Origin of the sequence: Chryseobacterium metallicongregator, assembly GCF_031324065.1 — a bacterium.
Lineage (GTDB): Bacteria > Bacteroidota > Bacteroidia > Flavobacteriales > Weeksellaceae > Chryseobacterium > Chryseobacterium metallicongregator.
Map to the genome: position 1 here is coordinate 90,088 of NZ_JAVIXS010000006.1, position 26,194 is coordinate 116,281.

The 26,194-nt window shown below is 35.6% G+C and carries 31 protein-coding genes; 18 read left to right on the forward strand and 13 right to left on the reverse strand.

Annotation, left to right across the window (positions count from 1 at the left end; genetic code table 11):
* Positions 1-6: 6 nt before the first annotated feature.
* The 5 genes from REB14_RS08950 (at position 7) to REB14_RS08970 (ending at position 4,964) form a co-directional block, all read left to right on the forward strand.
* Positions 7-480: a Fur family transcriptional regulator gene (locus REB14_RS08950; protein ID WP_002976876.1), complete on the forward strand. Its 474-nt coding sequence runs from the start codon at positions 7-9 to the stop codon at positions 478-480.
* 3 nt (positions 481-483) lie between these two features.
* Positions 484-2,223 (forward strand): OstA-like protein, encoded by a 1,740-nt coding sequence (locus REB14_RS08955; protein WP_079242997.1) that lies wholly within the window; start codon positions 484-486, stop codon positions 2,221-2,223.
* A gap of 96 nt (positions 2,224-2,319) precedes the next feature.
* Positions 2,320-3,495, forward strand: coding sequence for an aspartate aminotransferase family protein (locus REB14_RS08960; RefSeq protein WP_309522252.1), 1,176 nt, complete (start codon positions 2,320-2,322; stop codon positions 3,493-3,495).
* A 188-nt stretch (positions 3,496-3,683) separates the two neighbouring features.
* On the forward strand, positions 3,684-4,070 hold the full coding sequence (locus tag REB14_RS08965; protein ID WP_034696870.1) for an START-like domain-containing protein: 387 nt from the start codon (positions 3,684-3,686) through the stop codon (positions 4,068-4,070).
* A 78-nt stretch (positions 4,071-4,148) separates the two neighbouring features.
* Positions 4,149-4,964, forward strand: coding sequence for an aminotransferase class IV (locus REB14_RS08970; protein ID WP_079242996.1), 816 nt, complete (start codon positions 4,149-4,151; stop codon positions 4,962-4,964).
* 84 nt (positions 4,965-5,048) lie between these two features.
* On the opposite strand, the gene REB14_RS08975 is transcribed toward REB14_RS08970, so the two are convergent.
* Together REB14_RS08975 and REB14_RS08980 are read right to left on the reverse strand one after the other, a co-directional pair.
* Positions 5,049-5,630, reverse strand: a complete 582-nt coding sequence (locus REB14_RS08975) for an N-acetylmuramoyl-L-alanine amidase family protein (RefSeq protein WP_079242995.1) — start codon at positions 5,628-5,630, stop codon at positions 5,049-5,051.
* Positions 5,631-5,733: 103 nt separating this feature from the next.
* A complete protein-coding gene (locus REB14_RS08980) occupies positions 5,734-6,282 on the reverse strand; it encodes a YqgE/AlgH family protein (protein ID WP_034696873.1) in 549 nt (182 codons plus the stop codon).
* A 24-nt stretch (positions 6,283-6,306) separates the two neighbouring features.
* Here REB14_RS08980 and pdxH point away from each other — a divergent pair, with 24 nt between their 5' ends.
* The gene (gene pdxH / locus REB14_RS08985) at positions 6,307-6,948 is read left to right on the forward strand and encodes a pyridoxamine 5'-phosphate oxidase (RefSeq protein WP_034696874.1); all 642 of its coding nucleotides are present in this window, start codon (positions 6,307-6,309) and stop codon (positions 6,946-6,948) included.
* A gap of 244 nt (positions 6,949-7,192) precedes the next feature.
* Here pdxH and REB14_RS08990 read toward each other — a convergent pair whose 3' ends face one another.
* Positions 7,193-7,483, reverse strand: coding sequence for an HU family DNA-binding protein (locus REB14_RS08990; RefSeq protein ID WP_002976900.1), 291 nt, complete (start codon positions 7,481-7,483; stop codon positions 7,193-7,195).
* Between the two features lie 399 nt (positions 7,484-7,882).
* Between REB14_RS08990 and panD the strand changes: the two genes are divergently transcribed.
* From panD to REB14_RS09030, 8 genes are all read left to right on the forward strand, one after another.
* Positions 7,883-8,233 (forward strand): aspartate 1-decarboxylase, encoded by a 351-nt coding sequence (gene panD, locus REB14_RS08995; RefSeq protein WP_309522005.1) that lies wholly within the window; start codon positions 7,883-7,885, stop codon positions 8,231-8,233.
* A 3-nt stretch (positions 8,234-8,236) separates the two neighbouring features.
* On the forward strand, positions 8,237-9,265 hold the full coding sequence (locus tag REB14_RS09000) for a lysylphosphatidylglycerol synthase transmembrane domain-containing protein (RefSeq protein WP_309522006.1): 1,029 nt from the start codon (positions 8,237-8,239) through the stop codon (positions 9,263-9,265).
* A gap of 180 nt (positions 9,266-9,445) precedes the next feature.
* Positions 9,446-10,021 (forward strand): TerD family protein, encoded by a 576-nt coding sequence (locus tag REB14_RS09005; protein WP_034698933.1) that lies wholly within the window; start codon positions 9,446-9,448, stop codon positions 10,019-10,021.
* A gap of 27 nt (positions 10,022-10,048) precedes the next feature.
* On the forward strand, positions 10,049-10,726 hold the full coding sequence (locus REB14_RS09010) for a TerD family protein (RefSeq protein WP_034698935.1): 678 nt from the start codon (positions 10,049-10,051) through the stop codon (positions 10,724-10,726).
* Positions 10,727-10,812: 86 nt separating this feature from the next.
* Complete coding sequence (locus REB14_RS09015; RefSeq protein ID WP_034698937.1) at positions 10,813-11,451, forward strand: vWA domain-containing protein; 639 nt, start codon at positions 10,813-10,815, stop codon at positions 11,449-11,451.
* Between the two features lie 17 nt (positions 11,452-11,468).
* A complete protein-coding gene (locus REB14_RS09020; protein WP_079242993.1) occupies positions 11,469-12,512 on the forward strand; it encodes a TerY-C metal binding domain-containing protein in 1,044 nt (347 codons plus the stop codon).
* Positions 12,512-13,789, forward strand: coding sequence for a PP2C family serine/threonine-protein phosphatase (locus REB14_RS09025; protein WP_079242992.1), 1,278 nt, complete (start codon positions 12,512-12,514; stop codon positions 13,787-13,789). The genes REB14_RS09020 and REB14_RS09025 overlap by 1 nt, the downstream gene beginning before the upstream one ends.
* Positions 13,790-13,793: 4 nt before the next feature.
* Positions 13,794-15,308, forward strand: coding sequence for a helix-hairpin-helix domain-containing protein (locus tag REB14_RS09030; RefSeq protein WP_079242991.1), 1,515 nt, complete (start codon positions 13,794-13,796; stop codon positions 15,306-15,308).
* Positions 15,309-15,604: 296 nt separating this feature from the next.
* Here the strand turns inward: REB14_RS09030 and REB14_RS09035 are convergent, their stop codons facing one another.
* The 8 genes from REB14_RS09035 to REB14_RS09070 all read right to left on the reverse strand — a co-directional run bounded on the left by REB14_RS09035 (position 15,605) and on the right by REB14_RS09070 (position 22,124).
* Positions 15,605-16,246, reverse strand: a complete 642-nt coding sequence (locus tag REB14_RS09035; protein ID WP_309522007.1) for a T9SS type A sorting domain-containing protein — start codon at positions 16,244-16,246, stop codon at positions 15,605-15,607.
* Positions 16,247-16,662: 416 nt separating this feature from the next.
* A complete protein-coding gene (locus tag REB14_RS09040; protein WP_309522008.1) occupies positions 16,663-17,103 on the reverse strand; it encodes a GNAT family N-acetyltransferase in 441 nt (146 codons plus the stop codon).
* A 25-nt stretch (positions 17,104-17,128) separates the two neighbouring features.
* Entirely contained in the window at positions 17,129-17,650 is a 522-nt protein-coding gene (locus REB14_RS09045; RefSeq protein ID WP_309522009.1) for an exonuclease, read from the reverse strand.
* A 204-nt stretch (positions 17,651-17,854) separates the two neighbouring features.
* Positions 17,855-19,054, reverse strand: a complete 1,200-nt coding sequence (tyrS, locus tag REB14_RS09050) for a tyrosine--tRNA ligase (protein WP_309522010.1) — start codon at positions 19,052-19,054, stop codon at positions 17,855-17,857.
* A gap of 481 nt (positions 19,055-19,535) precedes the next feature.
* Positions 19,536-20,126 (reverse strand): NAD(P)H-dependent oxidoreductase, encoded by a 591-nt coding sequence (locus tag REB14_RS09055; RefSeq protein ID WP_309522011.1) that lies wholly within the window; start codon positions 20,124-20,126, stop codon positions 19,536-19,538.
* 75 nt (positions 20,127-20,201) lie between these two features.
* Positions 20,202-21,020, reverse strand: a complete 819-nt coding sequence (locus tag REB14_RS09060; protein ID WP_309522012.1) for a helix-turn-helix domain-containing protein — start codon at positions 21,018-21,020, stop codon at positions 20,202-20,204.
* Between the two features lie 11 nt (positions 21,021-21,031).
* Complete coding sequence (locus REB14_RS09065) at positions 21,032-21,526, reverse strand: GNAT family N-acetyltransferase (RefSeq protein ID WP_309522013.1); 495 nt, start codon at positions 21,524-21,526, stop codon at positions 21,032-21,034.
* On the reverse strand, positions 21,504-22,124 hold the full coding sequence (locus tag REB14_RS09070; RefSeq protein WP_079242983.1) for a TetR/AcrR family transcriptional regulator: 621 nt from the start codon (positions 22,122-22,124) through the stop codon (positions 21,504-21,506). Before REB14_RS09070 ends, REB14_RS09065 begins: the two co-directional genes overlap by 23 nt.
* A gap of 99 nt (positions 22,125-22,223) precedes the next feature.
* On the opposite strand from REB14_RS09070, the gene REB14_RS09075 reads away from it, so the two are divergent.
* Both REB14_RS09075 and REB14_RS09080 read left to right on the forward strand, forming a co-directional pair.
* Positions 22,224-22,358: a hypothetical protein gene (locus REB14_RS09075; RefSeq protein ID WP_262487963.1), complete on the forward strand. Its 135-nt coding sequence runs from the start codon at positions 22,224-22,226 to the stop codon at positions 22,356-22,358.
* Positions 22,358-22,714 (forward strand): hypothetical protein, encoded by a 357-nt coding sequence (locus REB14_RS09080; RefSeq protein ID WP_079242982.1) that lies wholly within the window; start codon positions 22,358-22,360, stop codon positions 22,712-22,714. Before REB14_RS09075 ends, REB14_RS09080 begins: the two co-directional genes overlap by 1 nt.
* A 166-nt stretch (positions 22,715-22,880) precedes the next feature.
* On the opposite strand, the gene REB14_RS09085 is transcribed toward REB14_RS09080, so the two are convergent.
* Together REB14_RS09085 and REB14_RS09090 are read right to left on the reverse strand one after the other, a co-directional pair.
* Positions 22,881-23,504, reverse strand: coding sequence for a hypothetical protein (locus REB14_RS09085; RefSeq protein WP_079242981.1), 624 nt, complete (start codon positions 23,502-23,504; stop codon positions 22,881-22,883).
* 94 nt (positions 23,505-23,598) lie between these two features.
* Positions 23,599-23,979, reverse strand: a complete 381-nt coding sequence (locus tag REB14_RS09090; protein ID WP_079242980.1) for a VOC family protein — start codon at positions 23,977-23,979, stop codon at positions 23,599-23,601.
* A gap of 204 nt (positions 23,980-24,183) precedes the next feature.
* On the opposite strand from REB14_RS09090, the gene REB14_RS09095 reads away from it, so the two are divergent.
* Positions 24,184-24,747 carry a TetR/AcrR family transcriptional regulator gene (locus tag REB14_RS09095; protein WP_309522014.1) on the forward strand — a complete coding sequence of 188 codons (564 nt, stop codon included), beginning with the start codon at positions 24,184-24,186 and terminating at the stop codon, positions 24,745-24,747.
* 39 nt (positions 24,748-24,786) lie between these two features.
* Positions 24,787-26,193, forward strand: coding sequence for an MFS transporter (locus tag REB14_RS09100; protein ID WP_309522015.1), 1,407 nt, complete (start codon positions 24,787-24,789; stop codon positions 26,191-26,193).
* Position 26,194: the final 1 nt, after the last annotated feature.

Here is a 26,194-nt window from a genome sequence, read left to right on the forward strand (position 1 = left end):
TTTTTAATGGATACAATACAAAAAGAAAAAAATATAGCTTTGATCAAGGATGTTTTGAGAAACTACTTATTAGAAAAAGGGTTCAGAAACACACCTGAAAGATATACGATATTGGAAGAGATTTATAATATGGATCATCACTTTAACGTTGATGATCTGTATCTTCTGATGATGCAGAAAAAATATCATGTTTCCAAAGCAACTATTTACAACACGATTGAAATTTTCCTTGATGCAGGCTTAATCCGTAAGCATCAGTTCGGAGAAAAGACATTGACCTCTTCATCTTATGAAAAGTCTTATTTTGACAAACAGCATGACCACCTGGTGATCTACAAAAAAGACTCTGATAAAGAAATTGAAGAAATTATTGAATTCTGTGACCCAAGAATCCAAGGAATCAAAGAAGCCATTGAAGAAGCATTTGGCGTAAAAATTGATTCTCATTCGCTATATTTCTATGGCACTAAGAATGACTAATTAATGAGAATAGCCCTTTTTCTGTTAATCTTTATTTCTACGCTCAACTTTGCGCAGGATAAAACACCTGTGAAGAGAGACCCTTATTTGCAGGCTCCTTCACCAGCTCAGCCTAAACAGGTGAGACCTGAAGATAAAGTAAAGATCATCCATGCGGACGAGATCAAGAAAAGCCCTGAAAAATACGACGGGAATCAGTACTTTACCGGAAATGTTCAGATAGAACACCAAGGCTCTATTCTTACAGCAGATGAAGTCGTTTTGTATAATGAAGAGAACTTTGTAAAAGCGATCGGAAATACAAGGCTTCAAAATACCGATGGTTCCGTAATCACGGCAGGAGAAATGGAATATGATGCCAATACCCAGAAAGGTGTTGCCAGAAAAAATGTGGTTCTGACTGATCCAAAACAAACCATAAAAACAGATATTCTGTATTATGACAGGCTGGCTAATCAGGCTTATTTTAATACGGGAGGGACAATTTCTGACGGTCAGAATGTAACCTATGCCAAAGTAGGAACCTATTTTCTCAATACAAGAGTGGTGGATCTTACAGGAAATGTAAAAATTGAAACCCCTCAGTATATCATAGAAGGACCTAACATCAAGCAGAATCAAAATACAAAAATTGCTGATTTTCTTGGTCCTACAACCATTACCAGCAAAACCAATCCAAGAAACAGAATCTATACGGAAAAAGGAACTTATAGAATGGATTCCAAAGAGGCTTTTCTAACCAAAAACTCCAGGATCTATTATAATGAAAAAATCCTTACCGGTGATGATATGTACTATAATCAGATTTCAGGATTTGGTAAAGCAACAGGAAATGTAACCCTTGATGATCCTATCGAAAGAAGATATATAAAAGGAGGTTACGGAGAAATTTTTGAGAAAAAAGACTCCGCAATGATGACGAAAAATCCTTACGCAGTAAAAGTAATGGAAAAGGATTCCATTTATTTTGCCGCAGAAAAAATTATCTCTTATCAAAGACCGGACACATTAGATATCAAAGTCAAAAAAAGCTATCTGAGAGCTTTCAAAAAAGCCCGTATTTTTAAATCCAATGCACAAGGAAGAGCAGATTCCATTGCCTTCAATGAAACAGACGGAATTATGCATATGTATACCAACCCGATTCTTTGGAGCGGCGAAAAACAGGTTACGGGAGATAAAGTGGAAGCTTACTTTAATACCAAAACAGAAGATATTGACTCTCTAAAAGTAATCGGGAATGCCTTTGCCATCAGTAAAGTAGACTCACTTACGCTGAAAGACGAATTCAATCAGGTGAAAGGAAAATTCATGACGGTATATTATGAAAACAATGCGATTAAAGAAGCAAGAGTAGTTGGAAACGCCCAGTCCATAGTTTATGTTGATGATACTGATCAGGAAACCAAGAAACCGGAAAGAATAGGAATTACGCTTTCTACCTGTGGAATTATCGGAGCATTGTTTGAAGAAAGAGCACTCCAGATTATTTCGTGTAGTATTGGAGCTGCTTCAGATACTTATCCGATGAGTATGATAGAACCTTCGAAAAGAAAATTCCCGGATTTCAACTGGAATACAAAAGACAGAATCCGGAAATGGCAGGATATCCTTGTAGATAGCCCGAATAACGAAGAAATACAATATACAGCTGATAGTGAGCTATTCGATAAAGCACAGAAAGCAATTGACGACGAAAAAGCCAAAGAAGAAGCTAAAAAACCTAAACGAACCAGAAAGTAATATAAAAGACCAGTAAACGCTGGTCTTTTTTGTGGATTAATTTCAGCGTTTAATGAATCTTTTATAGCTTTGCTGAAATTTTTGGAGACAATGGAAATGCATAAAGATTTTTTTATATATCAGGCTCAAACCACCAAGTTTGCTGCTGGTTTTGAAGTAGAGAAAGCAGTAGGAAGCTATATTTATGGTACAGACGGAAAAAGATATCTTGACTTTGTAGCAGGAGTTTCTGCCAATACTTTGGGGCATTCGCACCCTAAAATAGTGAATGCTATTAAAGAGCAGACCGATAAATATCTTCACGTAATGGTTTACGGAGAATATGCACAGGAAAAACCTATCGCATTATGCAGACTGCTTGCAGAAGCTACTCCGGATCCACTGGAAGTTACTTACCTTGTGAATAGTGGTGCAGAAGCTATTGATGGAAGCTTAAAACTGGCTAAAAGATATACCGGAAGAGAAGAAATAGTTTCCTTTAAAAACTCTTATCATGGAAATACTCATGGGGCTTTGAGTGTTTCAGGAAATGAAACTCACAAGAGAGAATTCCGTCCCTTATTACCAATGGTTTCTTTTATTGAATTTAACAATGAAGAAGACTTTGATAAGATTACAGAGAAGACGGCTTGTGTTATCCTTGAAACCATTCAAGGAGCGGCAGGGTTTCTGGTTCCAAATAACGACTATCTGATCAAATTAAAAAGAAGATGTGAAGAAGTAGGAGCACTTTTGATTTTAGATGAAATACAACCGGGATTCGGAAGAACTGGAAAGTTATTCTCTTTTGAGCACTTTGGAATCGTTCCTGATATTCTGGTAATGGGAAAAGGAATGGGAGGAGGAGTTCCTGTGGGAGCTTTTATGAGTTCCAGAGAAATCATGGAAACCCTTTCACATTCACCAAAACTTGGTCATATTACCACTTTTGGAGGTAACCCTTTAATTGCAGCAGCAAGTTATGCCACATTAAAAGAAGTTCTGGAAAGCGGTTTGATGAATGAAGTAGAGGAAAAAGAAAAGTTGTTCAGAGAACTTTTGGTTCATCCTAAAATCAAAAATATAAACGGTAAAGGGTTGATGCTTGCCGTGAACTTAGGAACTCCCGAATACACGCTGGAAGTAGCTAAAAAATGTATGGAAAGAGGGCTTATTGTTTTCTGGCAGTTGTATAGAAATGAATACCTGAGAATCTCTCCGCCTCTTACATTATCCTTGGACGAAATCAGGGAAGGATGCCACATTATTCTTGATATACTGAATGAAAATTAAAGATAAAATCTCTCTGTAAATGAGGGGTTTTTTTATGTTTTGCATGGTAATTTTTAGCTTTAAAACCTGACATCACAGGGATTTGAATCCAGTGATAAATATCATACAGATTCTATAAAAAAGTAATTGTTTTTTTGCGTAATAAAAAAATTAATTTATATATTGCGGGACGATAAAACAAAGATTATATGGCGAAACATAAAGTCCATTACGAATTTCCAATGCACTGTTTATCAGAGATTTTATATGAATATCTGGCGACTGCAGAGGGATTGTCTGAATGGTTTGCGGATGAGGTAACAGAGAAAGGCGATGATTTCTTTTTTAGCTGGGGTGGAGGACCTGCTGAGAAGGCCACTTTGATCAGATATAAGCCTGAAGGTTTCGTGCGTTTCAGATGGGAAGAAGATGAAGGAACAAAAAATTTCTTTGAAATGACTATCACAATTGATGATATTACAGAAGATCTTGCTTTAAATATTACAGATTTCTGTGAAGAAGGTGATGAAGAGGAAAATGCAATGTATTGGGAAAATCTTATCGAAAACCTGAGAATAAAACTAGGTGCGGCATAATACCGGGCTATATGAAATGATAAAACTGATGAACGATTTATCGTTCATTATTTTTTTGTAAATAAATCACATCAAAAATTGGAAAATCAATATTTTACATCAGACGAGTTAAATGTAAAGAACAGAGCTTTTCTTTGGGGAGACTCAGTGAAGGTTTCTTTCTTTGTAAGAAATGGTGGATTGATCATGGACGAAGAATGCTACTTTTTCCTGATGGCTTCCATGAGAAAGATGAGACTCAATATTCCTTTAACTTACACCCTGGAGTTTTTCCAGACTCTTTTTCAAAAAGAAATCATTGAAGGTAAAGGAGTAAAGAACGGGATTATCAATTTCCAGGTGTTCAGAAATAATGATGGAGTGACATTGGCAAAATCTTCCGTTTCCTATTTTTACGAAGTAATAGAAATGGAGGATGTGCTTGCGGTTCATCAAAGACCTTTGGAATTGGATTTGATTAAAGAAATTAACGTTAATAACAACCTTTTGAGCAATATCAGAGTTCATTGTCCGGAAAATATTTATGGAGTGATCTATGCCCAGGAAAATGACCTTGACGACGTGATTCTTCTTAATCCAAACAAAAGAATAGCACGTACCACTACCGGAAATCTTCTTTTTTTAGAAGGTGACGTGATTAAAGTACCAAAACAGACTGAAGGAGCTTACATTTCTCCTTTGATGGAAAACTTTGTAACTTTTTTACATAAAAATAACCTTGCTGATATCCAGGAACACGAGATTATCGCATTTGAATCTCAGAAAGCTGAAGAAATTTTAATGATTTCTGACGAGAAAGGTATGTTTTCTGTAGGTAAGATAAGAAACAAGACTTTTGAAACTTCCCGTTTCTCAGAACTGGTAGAAAGCTGGAAGAAAAGTTTTAATGCATAAAAATTGACAAACCCGGTAAACAACAAAGTTCCAGAAGTCCTTTACCGGGTTTTATTCTGAGTAAATCAGAAATTGTTTTTTTATTTAATATTCGTTGATAATTTCAACAAATTTTTGTGCGATTTCTTTTTGCCCCTTTTCACTGGTAATATAATTCCTGTTGTCAGAATTATTAATGAAGCCAAGTTCTACCAATACAGCAGGTGCTTTGGTTTCTCTTAGCATGTGAAGATTACTCTCCGATATTTTACGGGCATTGAATTTCTTATAGATTTTTCCGGCCAATTCCTTTGAAACATCAGAATTCTGAACGTAAACTTCAAATCCGTTGTCGGATTTTTCTTTTTCAGGAGAACTGTTCACGTGAAGGGAAATCACCATTTCAGGGTTCAGCTTGTTGATCAGATCTGTTCTTTCGGCAAGAGTAGGAGCACTATCTGAATCCCTGGTTAAAATAACTTCATATTTATCCTGGCTTTCATTGATCTTCTGTATTTCCTTAGCAACACTTAATGAAATATTTTTTTCCAGAATTTCACCATGAATAGCCCCAAAATCATTTCCGCCATGTCCGGCATCGATGACAATGTATTTTTTGTTGATAGGAGTAAATGATAAAAAAGCTGTAGAAAATATTGATAAAGCAAGTAATGTAATACCTTTCATATCAGTGATTTTAGTTTTCCAAAGAACGGAAAAACTTTCTTTAAAATTGGTTAAAAGAATCTTAAAGTTTGTTAATTGTCAGTATGATACGAAAAATATACTTTTAGTTTAGTGAAATATCTTCAGGAGAGTTGGCCCAGAGAAGAAATTCTCCTCCAAGATTCTGCATGATAGACTTCCAAAGCGTCTGATCGTTTGGAAGCGTATAATCAAGGTTATAAACATCCACTACCGTCCACATTTTCCTCTGAACCTCTGTATCCAGCTGATTAGGAGACCACCCGGAATATCCTGAAAAGATTTTGATATGGTTAATATCCAGTTCACTGCTTAAAACCCCATTAATAATACGTTCAATATCTTCTGTAAGATAGTATTCATCAGTAATGTCTGTATAGATCTCTGTAACTCTTTTGCCTTTTACAATGAAAAATACCTTGTCGTTCTCTACAGGTCCTCCATCGTATACCTCAATCTTAAAGTCAAAAAAATCTTTGAACTTGCTACTCATCTGGCTGTTCTTTTTATTTAATATCAAACCAAATGCACCACTTTCATTATGTTCAATAACCAATACTACCGATCTTGAAAAAATATCGCCGGAAATGTCAGGTGTCGAGATTAATATTTTACCTTTGTATGAGTGATTCATACTCAAATTTAATAAAAAATATTTATGGAAAACCTGCACGACAAAAGAAAAGTGTACGAGAAATCCCAACTTATTGAAAGTGAGATAAAACAAAATCCAATTGAGCAGTTTAGAGACTGGTTTTTGGAAGCAAATGAGAGTCCAATGATCTCAGAAGCTAATGCTATGGCGGTTTCTACAGTAGAAGAAGATGGGTGTCCAAGAACAAGAATGGTACTTCTTAAAGCCTATACCCATGAAGGGTTTATTTTTTATACCAATTATAACAGCAGAAAAGGAAAAGCAATAGAAAGTAATCATAAAGCTTGTCTGCATTTTTTCTGGCCTAATCTTGAAAGACAGATTATTATCAAAGCGGATCTTGAAAAGGTAGCAGAAAATCTGAGTGATGGCTATTTTCATTCAAGACCCAAAGGAAGTCAGCTGGGAGCTGTAGTCTCTCCGCAAAGCCAGGTGATCCCCAACAAAGAGTTTTTGGAAGAAAAATTAAAAGAACTGGAAAAAGAGTATGAAAATACGGAAGTGCCAAGACCTGCCAATTGGGGTGGATATCTTGCAAGACCTTATGAAATTGAATTCTGGCAGGGAAGACCCAATCGTCTTCATGACAGGATTATTTATCAGCTTGAAGATCTGGACTGGAAAATTTCAAGACTGGCTCCGTAATGGGAAAGTTAGAAGTGGTGGTTTTAATATGAGACAAACCACTTGAAAATATAAAATTTATAATATCAATAGAAGCGGGCTTTAGCCTGCTTATTTTTATTATGCATAATGATAGGGGCTTCAGCCAAAACTTAATAATTCTTACCCCCTTAAATCTTCTTAATGGTTTAATTCTATATCTCATCATTTAAAATAAAAAAGGCTGTTTCTAAGAAACAGCCCTGAATTTTTGTAATCTGAATGATTATTTTTTCTTAGCACCTGAAACTGCATTTGATAAATCAGCTCCAGCTTTGAATTTAGCAACTTTTTTAGCAGCAATTTTGATTGGTTTTTTAGTTGCAGGGTTAATACCTTGTCTAGCCGCTCTCTCAGCTACTGAGAAAGTACCGAAACCTACTAAAGAAACTTTTCCGTCTTTTTTCTTTAAAGTAGTTGTAACATTACCAATGAAAGATTCTAAAGCAGCTTTTGCTGCAACTTTAGTGATACCTGCATCTTTTGCGATTGCGTCGATTAATTCAGACTTGTTCATAATTTTTAATATTAAAGTTAGTTCGTAATTATAGCAAATATAATACTATTTTCTAATTGTGCAATTTTTTTATTAAAACTTGTAAAATTTTTTTGCTTTTCACTGAAATCAGTTAAAATATGATAATTCCACTTTTCACAGAAAATCTACGTTACAGGTTACTAAAATCATGCCAAATGCTTATGTGTATTGACTTTAGCAAAAAGTTAATATTATTTTTCGTATTTATTAAATCCTAAATTGTGTACAAACAATTAATTTTTTTGACCATATGATTGTTAAATCTATAAGTAATTTTTAAATTTCTTATGTTTTGTGAAATTAAACCCCTGTGTTTGTGGGAGTTTTAAAATGATAATAAAGACCTGTTTTATTAATTTTTATTAATAAATTTGCAGCATGTTAATAGAAGTTTTCAAGTCTAAGATTCATAGGGTGAGAGTAACTGCCTCTGACCTTAATTATATAGGGAGTATAACGATCGATGAAGATCTTATAGAAGCTGCCGGTCTGGTAGTGGGAGAAAGGGTCTATATTGTCAATGTGAACAATGGAGAACGTTTTGATACTTACGTGATCAAAGGGAAAAGAAAATCCGGAGAAGTATGTCTGAACGGGCCTGCAGCAAGAAAAGTACAGAAAGATGATATTATCATTATTATTGCTTATGCTCAGATGATTCCAGAGGAGGCTAAAGACTTCCAGCCAAAGATCGTTTTTCCGGATGAAAAAACAAACCTTCTTACGTAGTACATGGAAAACACATCAAAAAGTCCTGTAAAATCAATACTTACAATAGTAATATCGCTTGCTTTTGCAGGCTTTTTTTTATGGTTGGCCTTAAGGGGGCTGGATTTTAAAGTCATTCAGAAATCACTGGCGAAAGCGAATTATATCTGGGTATTGTTTGCTTCCGTATTTGGTCTTCTGGCGTACTGGTTCAGGGCGATCCGCTGGAATCTGATGCTGGAGCCGATGGGACACCGAATTTCAAACTCCAATGCACTTTGGTCCATATCATTCGGATATCTGATGAACCTTACCATCCCGAGAAGTGGAGAAGTGGCTAGAGCGACAGCTTTGTATGGAGTAGAAAAAGTACCTGTGGACAAATCTTTTGGGACTATCATTTTGGAAAGAGTGGTGGATCTTATTTGTATGATGGGGTTTTTAGGACTGACATTATTGTTCAAATATGATGCAATTCTGTCATTCTATAAAAATTCAGGTGTGAATATAAATCCTAATAAAATAATATTGATCCTTTCCATTCTGATCATAGGAACAATTGTATTTTTTGTTTTTAAAAAGAAACTGGCAGAAGTTCCGTTTTTAGGAAAAGTAGTTAATTTTATTGATGGTATTTTTCAAGGGATCACTTCCATTTTTAAATTAAAAGAAAAAGGAAAATTCATTCTGTATACATTAGGAATCTGGATTTGCTATTATTTAGCCGCGTATCTTGTTTGCTTTGCCCTTCCTGAAACCTCAGCATTTACTTTTGCAGACGGTTTCTTCATTATTGTAGTGGGAACACTGGGAATGATTATTCCTGCCAGTGGAGGAATCGGAGCGTATAACCTGGCTATGAAGTATGGTTTCATGGCTCTTTTCATCTCAGTAGGAAAAAGTGCAGATTTCGGAGGGGAAATGGGGCTTACTTATTCTTTTATTTCTTTACCGCTGCAGATTGTCATTATGCTGGTGATGGGATTAATTTCCATTCCTATGCTCGCAAAAGCAAGAAACAATGCTGTTTCAGATAAAGAATTTGAAAATTAATTCAATATACATGGTATACTATACAAGGTTCAATTTTTTAATTGGACCTTTTTTTATGACTATTTTGTGACTTAAAGAGTTTAAAATTAAGCGGTATAGAACATTTTTTCATCAATAAATTTGGTCAATTCGTAAATCACTTCTATCTTAATGCAAAAAATAATCATAATATAAAACACTATGGCAATTAATCTACAGAAAGGACAAAAGATCGAGATAGGATTGACGAAAATGACGATTGGATTAGGTTGGGATCCGAATGAAGGAACCGGCTACGACTTTGACCTGGATGCTTCTGCAATCATGATTGATTCTGACAGAAAATTAGTAAGTGAAGAATACTTTGTTTTTTACAATAACCTGAATTCTCCGGATGGAGCTCTTACCCACACAGGAGATGACCCGAGTGGTAAAAACAGTGATGGTGACGATGATGAAGCTATTATTATAGATCTTGATAAAGTAGACTCAAGAGTGGAAGAGATTCTTTTCGTGGTAACGATTGAAGATTTTGAAAGAAGAAGACAGAATTTCGGACAGGTACGAAACTCTTATATCAGAGTGGTAGACAATCATTCCAACCAGGAGATTGCAAAATATGAACTGGATGAAGATTTCTCTATTGAAACCGGAGTAGAATTCGGAAGACTGTACAAAAGAAACGGAAGCTGGAAATTTGAAGCTTCAGGAATAGGATACAGAGCAGATTTAGGCTTCTTCCTCGAAAAATACTACAAAGGACAAATCATCAAATAAATCATCAAATACACAAAAACTATAACTATGGCAATTAATTTACAGAAAGGACAAACGATAGATTTAAGAAAGAATGACCGCGGAGAAAGCGTTTATGATCTTTCAAAAGTAACCATCGGTTTAGGATGGGATGTAAGAAAACAAAGCAGCGGATTCTTCGGTAAACTGTTCAGCAAGGAAGCAGAATATGATCTTGATGCAGTAGCATTTCTTTTAGATGGCAACGGAAAAGTAGCTAATCTTGGAAGAACGGTACAGACCAATGACGGAAGACAGATGGGGCTTTACCAGGGAGATGTGGTTTTCTTCAATTCTATGCAGCATCCAAGCGGAAATGTATGGCTTACAGGAGATAATAGAACCGGAGCAGGTGATGGAGATGATGAGCAGATTATTGTAAGACTGGATCAGCTGGATCAAAGCTATCAGAAGATTGTGTTCATTGTTACCATTTATCAGGGAAGAACTAATAATCAGCACTTCGGAATGATCGAAAATGCATTTATCCGTGCAGTAGATGCTTCAGGAAAAGAAATAACAAAATACAGCCTTTCCGGTGACTCAAGTATGAATGGTAAATGTGCAATGGTTTTTGCAGAAGCATACCGTCATAATGGTGATTGGAAATTCCGTGCTGTGGGAGAACCGCATAATACAGATAATTTTATTGATATTCTGAGACAGCAATACGCTTATTCCAACTAGATTTTCAATTTTTTTCAACTCACATAAAAGCCGGCTAGGAAGTCTCCGACTCCCTTCACCGGCTTCAGAATTAATACTTGTCTATAATGAGCAGGAGATTATTAGCTTATTTTTTATTAGATACTTCGGGGTCTATGAACGGAGAACCTATTCAGGCACTGAACAATGGTTTCAATGGCCTCATCAGTATGCTTCGTGCGGATCCGCAGGCGATGGACAGCTTGCATTTAAGTGTCATTACCTTTGATAGAGATGTTAAGAATATTATACCCTTAACAGATCTGGCAAGTTTTTATCCAATGGAGATTACTTGTCCGGATAGTGGCCCAACGCATACAGGAGCTGCTTTGGAAATGGTTTCTGAACTGGTTCAGAGGGAAATTGTGAAAGAATCGGCAGATGCAAAAGGAGACTGGCAGCCGTTACTGTTTATATTTACAGATGGAAAACCGTCAGATATTCAGAAGTACAGGCAGATGATCCCTGTAATCAGAGGACTGGAATTTGGTGCCATCGTAGGATGTGCGGCAGGACCGAAAGCGGATGAACAGTTTTTGAAAGAACTGACCGATCATGTAGTAAAACTGGATACTACAGATGCCATTACCCTTTCTTCTTTTTTCAAATGGGTGAGTTCTTCCATTACTCAGGGAGGACAATCACAGAATACGGGAGAAAATATCACATTACCTCCGCCACCATCAGAGCTTAATATTATTATTTAAAAAATTGTCTTTACACCATGAGAAGACTGCCTATTTATTTTTTAGTAGATATCTCCGAATCTATGGTAGGAGAGCCTATTGAGCAGGTACAGGAAGGTATCGCCAATATCATCAGGGAATTAAAAAAAGATCCTTATTCACTTGAAACCGTTTACATTTCTGTGATAGGTTTTGCAGGAGAAGCTGAAGTGATTACTCCGATGCAGGATATTATCAGTTTTTATCCACCTAAAATTCCTATTGGAAGCGGGACATCACTTTCTCAGGGATTAATTAAAGTGATGGATTGTATCGACAGGGATATTGTGAAAACAACGTATGAAAGAAAAGGCGACTGGAAACCTATCGTCTTCCTTTTTACAGACGGAGTTCCCACGGATGATGCCACCAAAGCCATTGAAAGATGGACTACCAAATACAACGGAAAATCTAACACTATTGCCGTTTCTATCGGAGAAAATACCAATTATAAACTTCTCGGTTCTTTGGCAGACAATGTTTTACTGTTCAATAATTCTGATGAGAATTCTTACAAAGAGTTTTTCAAATGGGTAACGGATTCTATTAAAACTACCAGTCAGAGCGTAACAGAAGCAAAAAAAGAAGGAATTAATCTATCCAAAATTGATTCTCTTATTCTGGAGAAAGTAGATCCAGAGATGGAACAGAGATTTCCGGATAATAACTTTGTTGTACTGAACGGAAAATGTCAGGAAACGGAAAAGCTTTATCTGATGAAATTTAAAAAAGCATTTGCAGAATCCAGCATACCGGGAATGGCTACAAGATATTACAGATTGGACGGGGCTTATAAAATTGATGAAAAGGCTTACTACAGACTTTCTTCCAATCAGAAAACTCATCTTAAAATCAATATCGAAGAACTGGATGGCGGAACTTCATGCCCTCACTGTGCCAATCCCATTGCATTAGCTACCTGCTCGTGCGGAGGTATTCACTGCCTGAGGGGAGAAGGATACAGTAAATGTCCATGGTGTGGAACTTCCGATTATTACGGATTTTCCGGTGGAGGGTTTGATATTAACAGAACTCTGGGCTAATGATGGGTAAGTTTTTCAGGAAGTCAGCTGACGAATCCAAACCAAAAAGTATGACGCAGTCTCTTATCTATAAAGAAAAAGAAGAATTCAAAGACGTTCATTGGGTGTTGAAAAATGCTAGTGTCAAACAGTTCTATGAATTCAGTTTCGATATGGAAGAGTTTCCCAACATCAAGATTCAGAATATCGGAAACCTGGAAGAAACAGGACTTACTTTTGAAAACAATACAATTTCAGGAACTCCGGTAACAAATAATATGTACCATCTGCATGTTCAGTTTTATCACATTTATGATCAGGATCAGCTTGAAACTAAGAAAATACAGCTGCTTGTCAACGCAGATCCCAAAGATTTATGGAAGAATATTCCAAGTGATATGAACGCTGCTTTTTATAAATCGGAAGAAGATTCATACAAAGGCTCTTTTTCAGACAAAAAAATTGTTGTAGCCTCCAAAAGAGGACGTTCCCACGCTCATGAAGGTAAATTTCGTGAAGATGATTTCGCCGTAAATACGATTCCCGACGGCTGGAATATTATTTCTGTTTCAGATGGAGCAGGTTCAGCAAAAGCTGCCAGAGAAGGTTCAAGGCTGGCAACCACAACGATCAACCAGTTTTTCAACTCACAGGAAATTTTAAAACAGATTGAAAATAAGATCAACACTCTGTACACCATTCAGCCTTCTGATCAGGAACAGCTTGAAGCGAAACAGAGTATTATCAATATTTTATCGGAAAGTGTTTCACATGTTCATCACATATTAGAAAAAACAGCAGCAGAAAATGCCCTTTCAGTGAATGATCTGCACGCTACACTTATTTTTATTTTGCTTAAAAAGTTCAGTTTCGGATATGTTATTCTGAGCTTTGGAGTGGGTGACTGTCCGATCAATCTGATTAATACAGACTTTTCTGAAGTAAAACTTTTAAACCGAATGGATGTGGGAGAGTTTGGTGGTGGTACACGATTTATCACTATGAAAGAAATTTTTAATGATAGAATGGTTTCCCGTTTTCAGATCACCTGTGTAGAAGATTTTTCCTATCTCGTGCTGATGACAGACGGTATTTATGATCCTAAATTTACCACAGAAAATAAACTGGAAGATACAGAAAGCTGGAAAGCACTTTTTGAAGATCTTGCCGGAAATAATGATGACCGGACGAAAGCCGATTTTATCAACGATGAAAAAATTGATGAAGAACTTTTAATCTGGAGCGATTTCTGGAGCAGAGGAAATCATGATGATCGTACATTGGCCATAATCTATTAATACCATGAAAAAGACCATTAAAGTTGTTTCTGTTCTGGATACAGCCAAATCCTATGAATATGTAGATGAAAACCCTATCAGAGGCGGAATGAAAGATGTTTATTTTTCACCCGATAAAAACTATGTAGTCGCTTTCTACCGAAATCCGCTGGATGAAGGACAGAAGGAAAGAATCATGAGGATTGTTTCTACTTATCTGCAAAGTATACAGAGTGGCAATACTTCTGAATATTTTCTGAACGAAATATTCAGATGGCCTTATGATATCGTTGAAAGAAATAAACTCACAGGAATTGTAGTTCCTGTTTATCACAATAAATTTTATTTTGCGAAAGGCTATATTGGTTCAGATAACATCCAGGGACAGGATAAAGTGGGTAAATGGTTTACCGCTCCCATGTTCAGAAATCAGCAATATCCGTTGAGATTGGATCAGTCAGAATTGGGAGATTGGCTGAGCTATTTCCAGATTGCAGTTAATATCAGCAGAGGCGTGAAAAAGCTCCATCAGATGGGGTTGGCTCACTCCGATTTGTCTTATAACAATATTCTGGTAGATCCTGTGACAAAATCTGCCTGTATCATCGATATTGACGGTCTTGTGGTTCCCAAACTCTTTCCACCGGAAGTTATAGGAACTGCAGATTTCATTGCACCCGAAGTGTTGAAAACCCAACATTTGAAGCTTCAGGATCCGGAAAGACATTTACCCAATCAAAAAACAGATCTACATGCCCTTGCTGTTCTGATTTATATGTATCTGCTGAGAAGACATCCGCTGCGTGGAGGAAAAATCTGGGATTTAGATTCTGAACAGGATGAAATTTTATCCATGGGAGAAAAAGCCATGTTTGTAGAACATCCGGAAAATAATTCCAACCATGTAAAATCAGATCATCTCAGAAAATGGGATGCATTCTGGGGAGATCCCCAAAAGATTCCGTACACCATTACAGGTCCTTATATTTCGGAATTGTTCAGAAAAACATTCATAGACGGATTACATGATCCCATCAGACGTCCCACGGCCAATGAATGGGAAACCGCATTACTGAAAACTGTAGATCTGATACAGCCTTGCCAGAATTCCGGCTGTACAGAAAAATGGTATGTCTTTGATAATACCAGCAATCCAAAATGCCCGTTCTGTGGAACACCACATCAGGGAACACTTCCGGTATTAGATCTGTATTTCAGATTTGATGATGAGGTATGGAAGCCGGAAAATCACAGATTAATGGTATATCATAATCAGTATCTGTTCAAATGGCATGTTTCCCGAAAAGTGATAAGAAATGAAAATCTGACGATGCAGGATAAAATGCCGGTAGGATATTTTACCTTCCATCAAGGGAAATGGGTTCTTGTGAATCAGGGGTTATCCGGAATGAAAGATGTCACAGAACAGAAAGAGATTCCGCCAGGTTCTATGGTAGAGCTCACTGATGGTAAAAAAATACTGTTGTCTGCGGAAGAAGGGGGAAGGCTCATGTATGTCACAATGGCCAATCAGTTATAAGTTGTTATCAATCAAATTGTCCTGTGGATATAAGTTTTATCCACAATAAGGACGCCTATTTTTAAGAGTGCAAAATATAGCTTAAATTGTGAAAGTAATGATTGGATATGATGGTGAAGAGGAATACTTTTCTTAATAAGCCATATCAGTACTTCCTCTATGTCAGGAAAAAGGATGAAAAACATATTGTATTTTTTGCAACTATGGGAAATTCTTCCGGCTTTTGAATGAAGTCTGAAAACAATTGCCGGAAGAAAAAAATTAAAACTAATTATGAGAATTTCTTAATCAGATTTTTATTCTTTGATCACATGAATGGTAGAGTAAGTGTCGTCAGAATTTTTTACCTTCAGAAAGTACCTGCCTTTTACATAAAAAGACATATTGATATTTTCTTTGAAATTATTTTTTGTATTGATTATTTTTTTAGTGAACAGTAATTTTCCACTGGCATCAAAAAGAGTAATCTCTTCTATATTCTCTTCCGATGTTATATGCATTATATCACGGGATGGATTAGGAAATACCTTCATTCCATGGTCTTTTGCTGATCGCTCATTTACCCCTAAAGCAGCAAATGTTAAATTTATTCTGCTGTTATAATATTTATTCTGAGGCATATTCATATGGACAAAAGTAAACATGGTCTGGGTCTCTGAGGTCAGTTCCAGCTCATAATATGCTCCGGGCTGGATATTGATTGCAATATTGCCTTCGGGACCACTTATAAAGCTGCTGTTTTGTTGACTAATCGTGTAATTTAAATTGTTGGTGAATCGTATTTTATCTCCAATAACTACATTTTCATTCATCTGATACAGAGAACCGTCAGGATTGCCATTGTTGATATTCAATACAATTGTTTTACCAAAACTTTTTAAACAGAAAATGATACAGGAAATTATTAAAATCCTTTGAAAAAGTAAATTTGTCTGCATTCTTTTTTAATTTGATTGTTAGTATTCTTTAAAGGTTTAAATCATTTATAATGATTAAGTTCACAATGACCGGTCTTTTGAAACGGTTCAAAGATATACAGGTTTAGAATGCGGAAAAGGTGATGGAAATAAAATGCTGTATCTATTGAGTATTAACAATAGATATAAGTAACAGAGAATGTGCGTTTTTTCACTATGATCAGGAATTTTTTATATCCGATACACCCGAAATAGTATATAATAAGTACCTGAATTATGGTCAGCCTGTCACAAAATATAGAACAAAAGACTGATTGATTTTTGCTTCAGATTGTTATAAAGTTAATTCATATTATGATTCAACAGAAACGGACTTTAGCCCGTTTTAATCAAAGGAAGAATTCAACGGCCTTAGCCGAAACCTGAATAAATTCAATTTACTGTCTTTCCGTTTCCATAAAGTAAGAATACTGATCTTCATCTACGGTTCTGAAACCAAGACTTTTATAAAGATGCTGGGCCTTATTGGTTTTTAAGACACTTAATGAAACTGTTTTTCCTGCTAATGAAGCTTCCTCCAGGATATCAGACAAAATCCTTTTCCCAAGTCCTTTACCTTGCTGGCTGGGATCTATCTGAAGCTGCAGTACCTCAATATTGGTAAATGTTCGGTTTACTTTTAACAGTCCGATGGGTTGGTTATCTAAAAAAATAATATTAGCTTTTTCAAACTGATACAGAACTCTTTGAAGGGTTGTTTCTCTGTCAGTAGAAAGCCCCGAAGTTTCATAATGAGGATTCATGGTTTTCATTCTGAGATTGAGAAGAAAATAAATATCAGTTTCATCAGCTTGTTTGTAATGCAGATCAGGATTCATATTTGAAAATAAAAAATTAGAGTTCTTACTTTAATGCAATTTTTAGTCCCATTTCTTCTTTCATGTACAATAAAACTTCGGCATTTCCTCTGGCATCGTCAACCGGATTGTGCGTGTGTTCCGTCTTGCGGAGATGCTTCCATTGGGCAAAAGTATCTTTTTCCAGTCCGCAGTACAGGTCAGAAAGTCTTCGGGAAGAAAAGCCAAAAGGATTTCTTCCGATAAAATGATGGAAATACCAGCAGATAAACATCCAGTCGAAACCGTTATTATCACTGATAAATATGGGCCTTCCTTTGGAATGGGTTTTAATACACTCTTCAAAAGAAAACATTACTTTCTCGGGATCATCAAAACTCATTGTTTCTTCCCTGCTGAAGCCCGAGACGGCTAAAGCATCAGGGTTGAACTTTTCAGAAACAGGCTTTAATTTTCCATAAAAAGTAGTGTCCAGTTCCTCATTCACGAGTACTGCTCCGAAGCAGATCATTGAAAAATCTCCGGGAATAGGGCCGTCCGACTCTATGTCAACCATGATGTAGCTCATTGGAAATAGTTTTAAGAAAACGAAGATATTGAAATAAGCTGAGAGATGGAAGATGGAGGAGGGAAGCTGGAAGTTATTTTTGTGTTGTCAAGAACACTTTTGTCTTTTAATTTAAAAAGTTCTTTTAAAAAATATCTCAATCAAAAAACTTAATAAGTTTATCGTGTGACAAAACTTCCATCCTCCAGCTCCCATCCTCCATCCTTATACTAATTCAAAAAAGCCCCTTTTCCCGATTTTTATTTTCGTTTGAGGGATCAGCTCCATTTCTTCATTTGAGTCCGTTATTTTGACTGTATTGATCTGAACTCCTCCATCCTCAATTAATCTCCTGATTGCCGATTTGCTAAGGTCTTTTTTAAGCTGATGGCAAAGCTCAATAAGTGATATGCTATTTTCAGTCCTTTTCAATGAACTGATCGCAACAGATTCGTATACTTTCTCTTCAAAATTTTTATTCTGAAACTGATTGATAAAGAACTGTTCCGCACTTTCAGCCCAAGCAGTATCGTGGTATTGACTGATAATATTCTTTGCAATCAGCTTCTTAATATTCATTGGATTTTCACCTTCTTGTATTCTGGAAAGAAGCGTTGTTTTTTCTTCAATAGAAAAATCGGTAGTCAGGTTGATAAATTCTTCAATCAAAGCATCCGGAATAGACATGGTTTTTCCAAACATTTCATTAGGTTCGTCAGTCAATCCGATAATATTGTTCAGGGATTTGCTCATTTTTTCCTTTCCGTCAAGCCCTCTTAGTAAAGGCATACACATCACAATCTGAGCAGGCATTTGATGTACTTCCTGAAGCTGCCTTCCCATGGTACAGTTGAAGAGCTGATCTGTACCACCCATTTCAATATCACACTCTATTTTTACAGAATCAAAGCCTTGAAGAATCGGGTAAACCAGTTCATGCATGGCAATAGGTATATTTTCTGTGAATCTTTTATTGAAATCATTGCGGTGCATCAATTGGGCAACAGTCACTTTTGAAAGCAGCTGAATTACCTCAGAAAAGTTCAACGTGTCCAGCCAGTCAGAATTGAAAACAATCTTTGTCTTCTGTACATCAATTACCTTTGAAAGCTGATTGATATAAGTCTGGGCATTATGCTGAACATCTTCAGTGCTTAAAGGTTTTCTGGCTTTATTTTTTCCGGTGGGATCGCCAATTCTTGCCGTAAAGCTTCCCACGACAATAATGATCTGATGGCCCAGATCCTGAAACTGTTTCAGTTTTTTTAAGACTACCGCATGTCCCAGATGCAGATCCGGAGCGGTAGGATCAAATCCCAGTTTGATGGAAAGTTTTCTGTTTTCTCTTTCGGCTTGAGCCAATTTTTCTTCCAAACCGTTTTCAGGCAGGATGATAGCCACATTTTCTTGTAATGGATGAATCATGTTTGAATAGTTTTAAAATGAAAAAGCCCGGACAGGTACTGTCCGGGCTCTATATATACGTTAGATTATTTTATTGGATTACAAATATAGAAAGTCTTCCCGAACGATAGCCCGGAGTATAATATTCACTGAAGAATGGAAGACGTAATATACTGTTCAGATGTTTCATTGTGATGCAAAAAATACAGGAGTTTCCTGGAGATCCAATATTTAAACCATTAAGACGCATTGTAGGGTTATAACAAGATTTGTTTTAAAAGAAAAACTTAACCATCCATCAATCTTAATGGCTTAAAATAATGGTTCAAAACAATTTTACTTGCGGTTTTTGAAGCTAATTTCATGCCATAAATCCTTTAATAATAAAATACAGGATAAAGATGTAAAAACTGTATTTTATTATTTTCTTTGTTACTTGATAGGAAGTCCGTAAAATAGCGTTGTTTCTCTATTTTTCAATAAGTGTTTTCATAGAAAAAAATTAATAATTAAATACATGTTCAGTGTATAAATTTTTAATCTGATCTTTCCAGATTTCCAGATCTTCGGGAGAAGCTTTATCTGCTTTATCAAAAAATAAATGTCTGATAATTTCCAGTCCGGAATAAATGAAAATGCCATGGTCGGAAGTTAGGGTAAGCGCTTTATCCATTCCCATTTTTTCATATTCCTCATGAGATTTTCCATGGGTGTTGATGATAACAGCTTTTTTATCTTTCAGAAGCCCTTTCTGTATACCCTGATCATAGCGGTAAGCAAAACCATAACTAAAAACACGGTCTATATATCCTTTCATCATAGCGGGAAGGCCTGTCCACCAGATAGGATAAATAAAAGTAATCTGTTCTGCCCATGAAATATGATCCTGTTCGGTTTTTATATCATCTGATACTTTTCCCATCCGTTGTCCCTGCATATCATTCAAAGAAAGAGCAGGATCGAAACCGATTTTGTAAAGATCTCTCACGATAATTTCCTCGTTGTGAGATTGAAGGGTTTCCACAACAGTGTTTAAAAGATGATGATTTAAACTGTTTTCATTGGGGTGCGTGTAAATGATTAAATGTCTCATTGTTTTGATTGTTAAGATTAATGAGACAAAAGTAGTACGACGTACTTCTCAAAAATTGTAAGAAAACGAAACAGACTATTTCGATTTTGGGTTGCAGATCTCCTGCTGGAACTTTAAATACTGAGACGGTGAAATGTTGATAAAATGCTTAAAATCATGGATAAGCTGGCTTTGATCGTAATAACCACACTCATCAATGATGGTAAACCATTTGACCTGATTTTGTTTTTCAGTTTCTTTTTCGATGAGTTGTATTGCTTTTAAAAAGCGGTTGTAACGGTTAAGTTCTTTTAAAGAATAGCCAAACTGTTCTTTCTGCTTTCGCTGTATGTTTCTTTCCGTCTGTTGAGCCTGCTCTGCAATGACTTTAACGGGATTTAAAAGATCGTTCTCAAAACTGCTCAAAAGCTGGCTGGTAATATCCCTATCCTGCAAATAAGGTTTACAGAATTCAAGAATGTGATCTACCTGTTTTGTGACTGGATCTAATCGGGTAAGCTGATGCCAAAGGTCAGTAAAACAATTATCTTTCAATAATTCATCAGGATGCCTTACCGACTGTTGAATGGATATTTTTCCAAAAAATCGGAAAAACGCATCATCTTTAAAATTAGCAACCAGGATAGAGCAGCCAGCGGGAAGTGTATATTCAAAGGCTTGTCTCACTGGTCCGAACACCATACATTTATCTACATTTATGATGGTCTTTTCCCGGGTAGACATGGTAGCATTTTCCCCAAAACAAAATAAGAGAATGGTCTGATAAGTAGGCAGAAGGGTTTTAGTCATTGAGGATTCAGAAGTATTTTCAGCAAAATAGAAATGAGTAAATACATTTTCAAATTCCTGTGAAACTGAAATTCTGTACTCGTTATATTCTGAACGTAATTCCATAATCCTGAAAGTTAATAGATGAGGTTTTTTACCATTTTATAATTGGTTATGGCAACTCCTTTTACGTAGACAGCCTGCTCCTGGATAACCTTAAAACCTGATTTTTCAAAAAATGATTTGGCTGTTTTGCTTACATCTGCAGTAAGTTCTTTCTTCTTTTTCAATAAAGCTTCTTTTTCAATTTGTTGATAAAGAAGGGTTGCAATTCCTCTGTGCTGAAAATCTTTGTGTACAAAAAGCAGATCAATATAATTTCCCTGATCGAGCGTACAGAAACCTGCTATTTTATTCTCCGTGACAGCAACCAAAACATATTGCTCTGTAATGACTTTCACCCATCTTTCTCTATTTTCGGTACCGGATTTCCAGGCTTCAAGTTGTTGAAGATCATAGTCTTTTTTACACACTTCATCTATTGTTGCAGTAAACAGCTGCAGCATTGCCGGAAGATCATCGTAAATTCCTTTTCTGATGATGATATGATTATCTGATGTATTGCTGTTCATAAAGCTTTTGCTGTTTTTTATTGAGAAGCGGATAGAAAAGATTCATTTGTAACAGCGTATAATGCTGAATGGCTTCTTTTGGATTGAGTTTCAAAATAAGCCTGTTATGGGTAAGCCAGTTGTCGGCAATGATGAAAATCTGCTCAACAAGGCCATCTATAATAAAATGAGGTACATCTTTCAGAAATATATTGTTCTTCTGAAGATCTGAAAAGATCATTTGAAATTCCTCTTTTCTGCTGAAATTAATCCCTTCATAATTGGTTTTGATGTCAGGATTCCGATTCAGAATATCTATAAAATTGATAAATATAAAACGGTAAGAATAAAAAATTTCACATGTAGAATAGGTAAACTGGTAAAGATCTTCCAGACTTTTATTTTCCTTTTTTTTCATCTGGTTCAGCAGCTCATCCATTTTCAGGGTAAGCTCTGAGAAAAGGATTGTAATGATGTCTTCCGAGTGCTTGAAATGATAATGTAGATTTCCTGCACTGATATGAATTTCAGCCGCAATATGTCTTGTGGTAATATTGTTGTACCCTTTATCATTAAATAATTCTAGTGCTTTAGACAGAATTTTATCCTTGGTCTTCATAACCCAAAGATAAGAATATCAGAGTGTATATAAATCATATTTTTAAAATTAGAACAATTGTTCTAATTTAATATCTTTGCAGTATCAAATCTTAGGACAATGGAAGGTAAACAGAAATTCAATTATGAATCAACAGAAAATACTGATCAAGAAAGCAAAACAGATCCTCAGGAAGTTATATCAAAAATATTGCAGGTGATTCTTGGGGTGATAATGGCTGCTTTGCATATGTGATGAAAAAAAGAATTTCATTTTGGTTCCTGCTGGGAATGATAGTATGGGGACTCATTATTCTGCTGAGAAGAAACGAAATTATTATTCCCATTATCAATAATCATTTCACAGATTGTATTACAATTCCCATGTATTGTTATCTGATAGAATATATAATGAATGGGATTCTTGGATATCAATGGAAACCTGATTTGAAGTTTGTATTGACCTCAGTGCTGTATATCTCTTTTTTATTTGAAGTGATCTGTCCGAAACTTTCTAACCATTTTACTGCAGATTTTTTTGATGTGCTGGCTTATTTTGCAGGAGGAATGATGTATTATTTTCTTAGTCACAGACATTCGTTGGTAAAATAATAAAAAAAGCCAGCAGCTTCACATCGTAAAAGGAGACTGCCGGCTGTGTTATAGTTTTTATCCTGGTTCAATAATTATTTTTACTGTATTTTGAGCTGCAGTTTTTTGGTTATGTATAAAAGACAATTATTGAATGCAAGATGTTACATGAGTTGCAAATATTTTTCTATTCCTGCTCAAGCTTGATGATAGATCCCTTGTAAAACTTGGTAAGATCATACAGGTCTGCAAAATAATGCTGTAGATTCGGAATGATGTTGGGATCAAAATCTTTCAAACCACATTGGTCTTCTGCCAGGAGGTACAAAGACTGGTTATCCGGTTTCAGATATTCACAAAGGATATTATCAGGATGCTGTTTTCTGTTGATCATTTCTGTCAGAAATATTCCGTAGATCAAAAACTGATTGAAGTTTTTAGAATCAACAATATAATTCATATCCTGTTTCAGCAGTTTTTCATAATCTGAAAGAATCTGAAGAAAATTTTCGGCATGAACGTTTGTAGGAATTTCATAAAAAAGATCAATACCATTGATGAAAAGCTGTGTTTTGGTTTCTTCGTGATCTGAAGAGTATACTTTATGAAACCATTGAAAAATAAGCAGAAGTTCTTCCTGAGTAAGTTCTTCAACGGAATCTTTTATTTTTTCTTTAATTGTTTCAAGAGTATTTTTCGCTTCAGGCTGAAGAAATTTTAAAATATTTTCTTCTTCACGACTCAGCTTATTGTACAAATTAATTTTGGCAATAGTTGGATTGGTCTTGATGAAATAAAGTTCTTCCGCCATAAGTATTTACCCAATTAGATTTCAAATGGTTGTTTAAATATACAAAATATGCGTCAACTGTATTAAAAAAAATAATATGCAGTGAATGGCATGGCTATTTTACCGTTTCATGCAATGCAATTCTGTTTCCTTCTGAGTCTTCAAATTCTGCTACGGCAAATCCATATTTTTCGTCTATCCTTTTAGGGTAAAGAACAGAACCTCCATGCTGAACAGCTTTTTCTAATGTCTGATCAATATTCTCTGTTTTAAAATAAATGATCACTCCGTTTTTAGAAGGTTTGTAAACTTCTCCTTTAGCCAAGGATCCCGTGATGCCACTGTTTTTCTCCTCAAAAGGAAACAAAGCCATCTCATAGCCATCTATAATCTCTTTATCAAAACTAAAGTTGAAAACAGCCGTATAAAACTTTTCAGCACGTTCAAGATCATTCACGGGAATTTCAAAGTAGACAACAGGATTAGTAGATTTCATATTTTTTACAGGATTGGTTTTCTGTGACTGAGTGCAAGATACGCCTATTAGCAATAAAAAGGTCAAAAAATAGGATAGCGGTTTCATGATTTCAGAGTTTAAACGAGAGAATGATTTCTTGAATCTAAAATATAGTTTTTTATCTTAACTTAAAAATAGATAGACTTATCTATTTTTTTATTTACATTTGTAAAAATTTTCACGATGAAAAAGGAAAAAGTACGCGAAAGAATTATCAGAGTTGCCTCAGATTTGTTTTATAAGCAAGGATACAATTCTACAGGAATCAATCAGATTATTGCAGAGGCTGATATTGCTATTGGTTCTTTGTACAATCACTTTTCATCTAAGAATGATCTTCTTCAGGCTTATCTTATCAAAGAAGAAATTGAGTGGTTTGAAGGATTTGAAAACAGCACATCCAGAATTTCAGATCCAAAAGAAAAGATTCTTGCGCTTATTAATTACAGAAAAAAGCTGCAGCAGACTTCAAAGTTTGCAGGATGTCATTTCATTAAAATTGTTTCTGAAATAGGAGAAGGTAATCCTTCTGTTTCAGGTTTTGCCAAACTGCATAAAGAAAAACAAAAAGATTTGATCAAAACCCTTGTTAATGAATATGCTACAAAAGGTCAAATAGCTGATCCCGATTTAATAGCAGAAAATATTTTCCTTTTAATAGAAGGGGCCGTTGTCACCTCTACCATCAACAGACAAAATGATTCTTTTGATCAGATAAAAAAAATAATTCAGGGTTTACTTCCCTAATTTTTTTTAATATTTAAAAATAGATATATCTATATAAAAATGAAACGTAAGTATTTGAAATTAATAGTTGTATTGTTTGGTCAATTATTGACGATTATGGATATTTTTATCATTAATGTATCCATACCATCCATACAGCGTGATCTTCATGCTTCCCACGGAGAAATGCAGTTTATGATTGCGGCTTATCTTATTGGATTTGCATCTTTACTGATTACCGGAGGAAGACTTGGAGATCTTTACGGAAGAAAAAAAATGTATGTGATTGGATTATTAGCTTTTATGATAAGCTCTGTTGCCTGTGGGATTTCTGTAGGAGCAGGTCAGTTGGTTATTTCAAGATTTGTGCAGGGAATAAGTGCAGCAATGATGGCTCCTCAGGTACTTTCAATGATACAGATCCTGTTTTCTGACCATAGGGAGCGCACCAAAGCAATGGGCTGGTACGGAATTACTATAGGTATAGGAACTGTTTTGGGACAGTTTCTTGGCGGCTATTTTTCGTCCCTTACAGTTATGGAAGAGTCATGGAGACTTATTTTTCTGATGAATATTCCCATAGGTTTACCAGCAATTTTCCTTACCCTGAAGCTATTGGACGAATCTAAAATTTCTGTGAAACAACCCTTTGATATAGGCGGCGTTTTAATTCTTTCTGCAGGATTGTTCTGTGCTACTTATGCTTTAACCATGTCTGAGTATGATGGACTGCATTTCAAAAGTGTTTCATTAATGATGGTTTCGGCCGGAATTTTATTCATCTTTATTAAAAATCAGAAGAAAAAAATCCAAAAGGAACATGCTTATCTGATTGATTTTGAGTTGTTCTGTTATAAAAATTTCAATCTCGGGATTATAGCGGTGTCATTCTTTTTTATCATGCTTGATTCCTACTTTTATATTTTGTCACTCTTTTTTCAGGACGGATTAAAAATCAGCCCGTTAGCAGCGGGAGAGATTATCGGTTTTCAGGGATTGGGTTTTATCCTTGCGTCATTCATTTCAGTAAGACTGATTTTAAAATATGGTAAAAAAGCCCTGATAGCAGGACTTAGTTTTATCATGATCATTCTTATTGTTCAGTTGTTTTTATTCAGGATACAAACGAATTTTATGGTTTTCTGTCTGCTGCTGTTTCTACATGGATTGGGAATAGGATTCGTCATTCCTTCGCTGGCTAACATAGCGATGTCTGGAATGTCTGAAAAACTGAGTGGAAATGCCTCCGGTGTTTATAATACTTTTCAGCAGATTGCTGCTATAGTCGGAATTGTTGCTGTAGGAAGTGTTTTCTATTATGTTTTGGGAGTAAAGCCTTCTATAGAGTATTATCAAGAAGCTTTTTCCGTTGCATTACTGATTAATATTTTTTGTCTGATTTTTGTGATGATCTGTGTTTTCAAAGTTCCTGATGAAGTTCTTCCTGAAATGAGACATCGAAAATGAA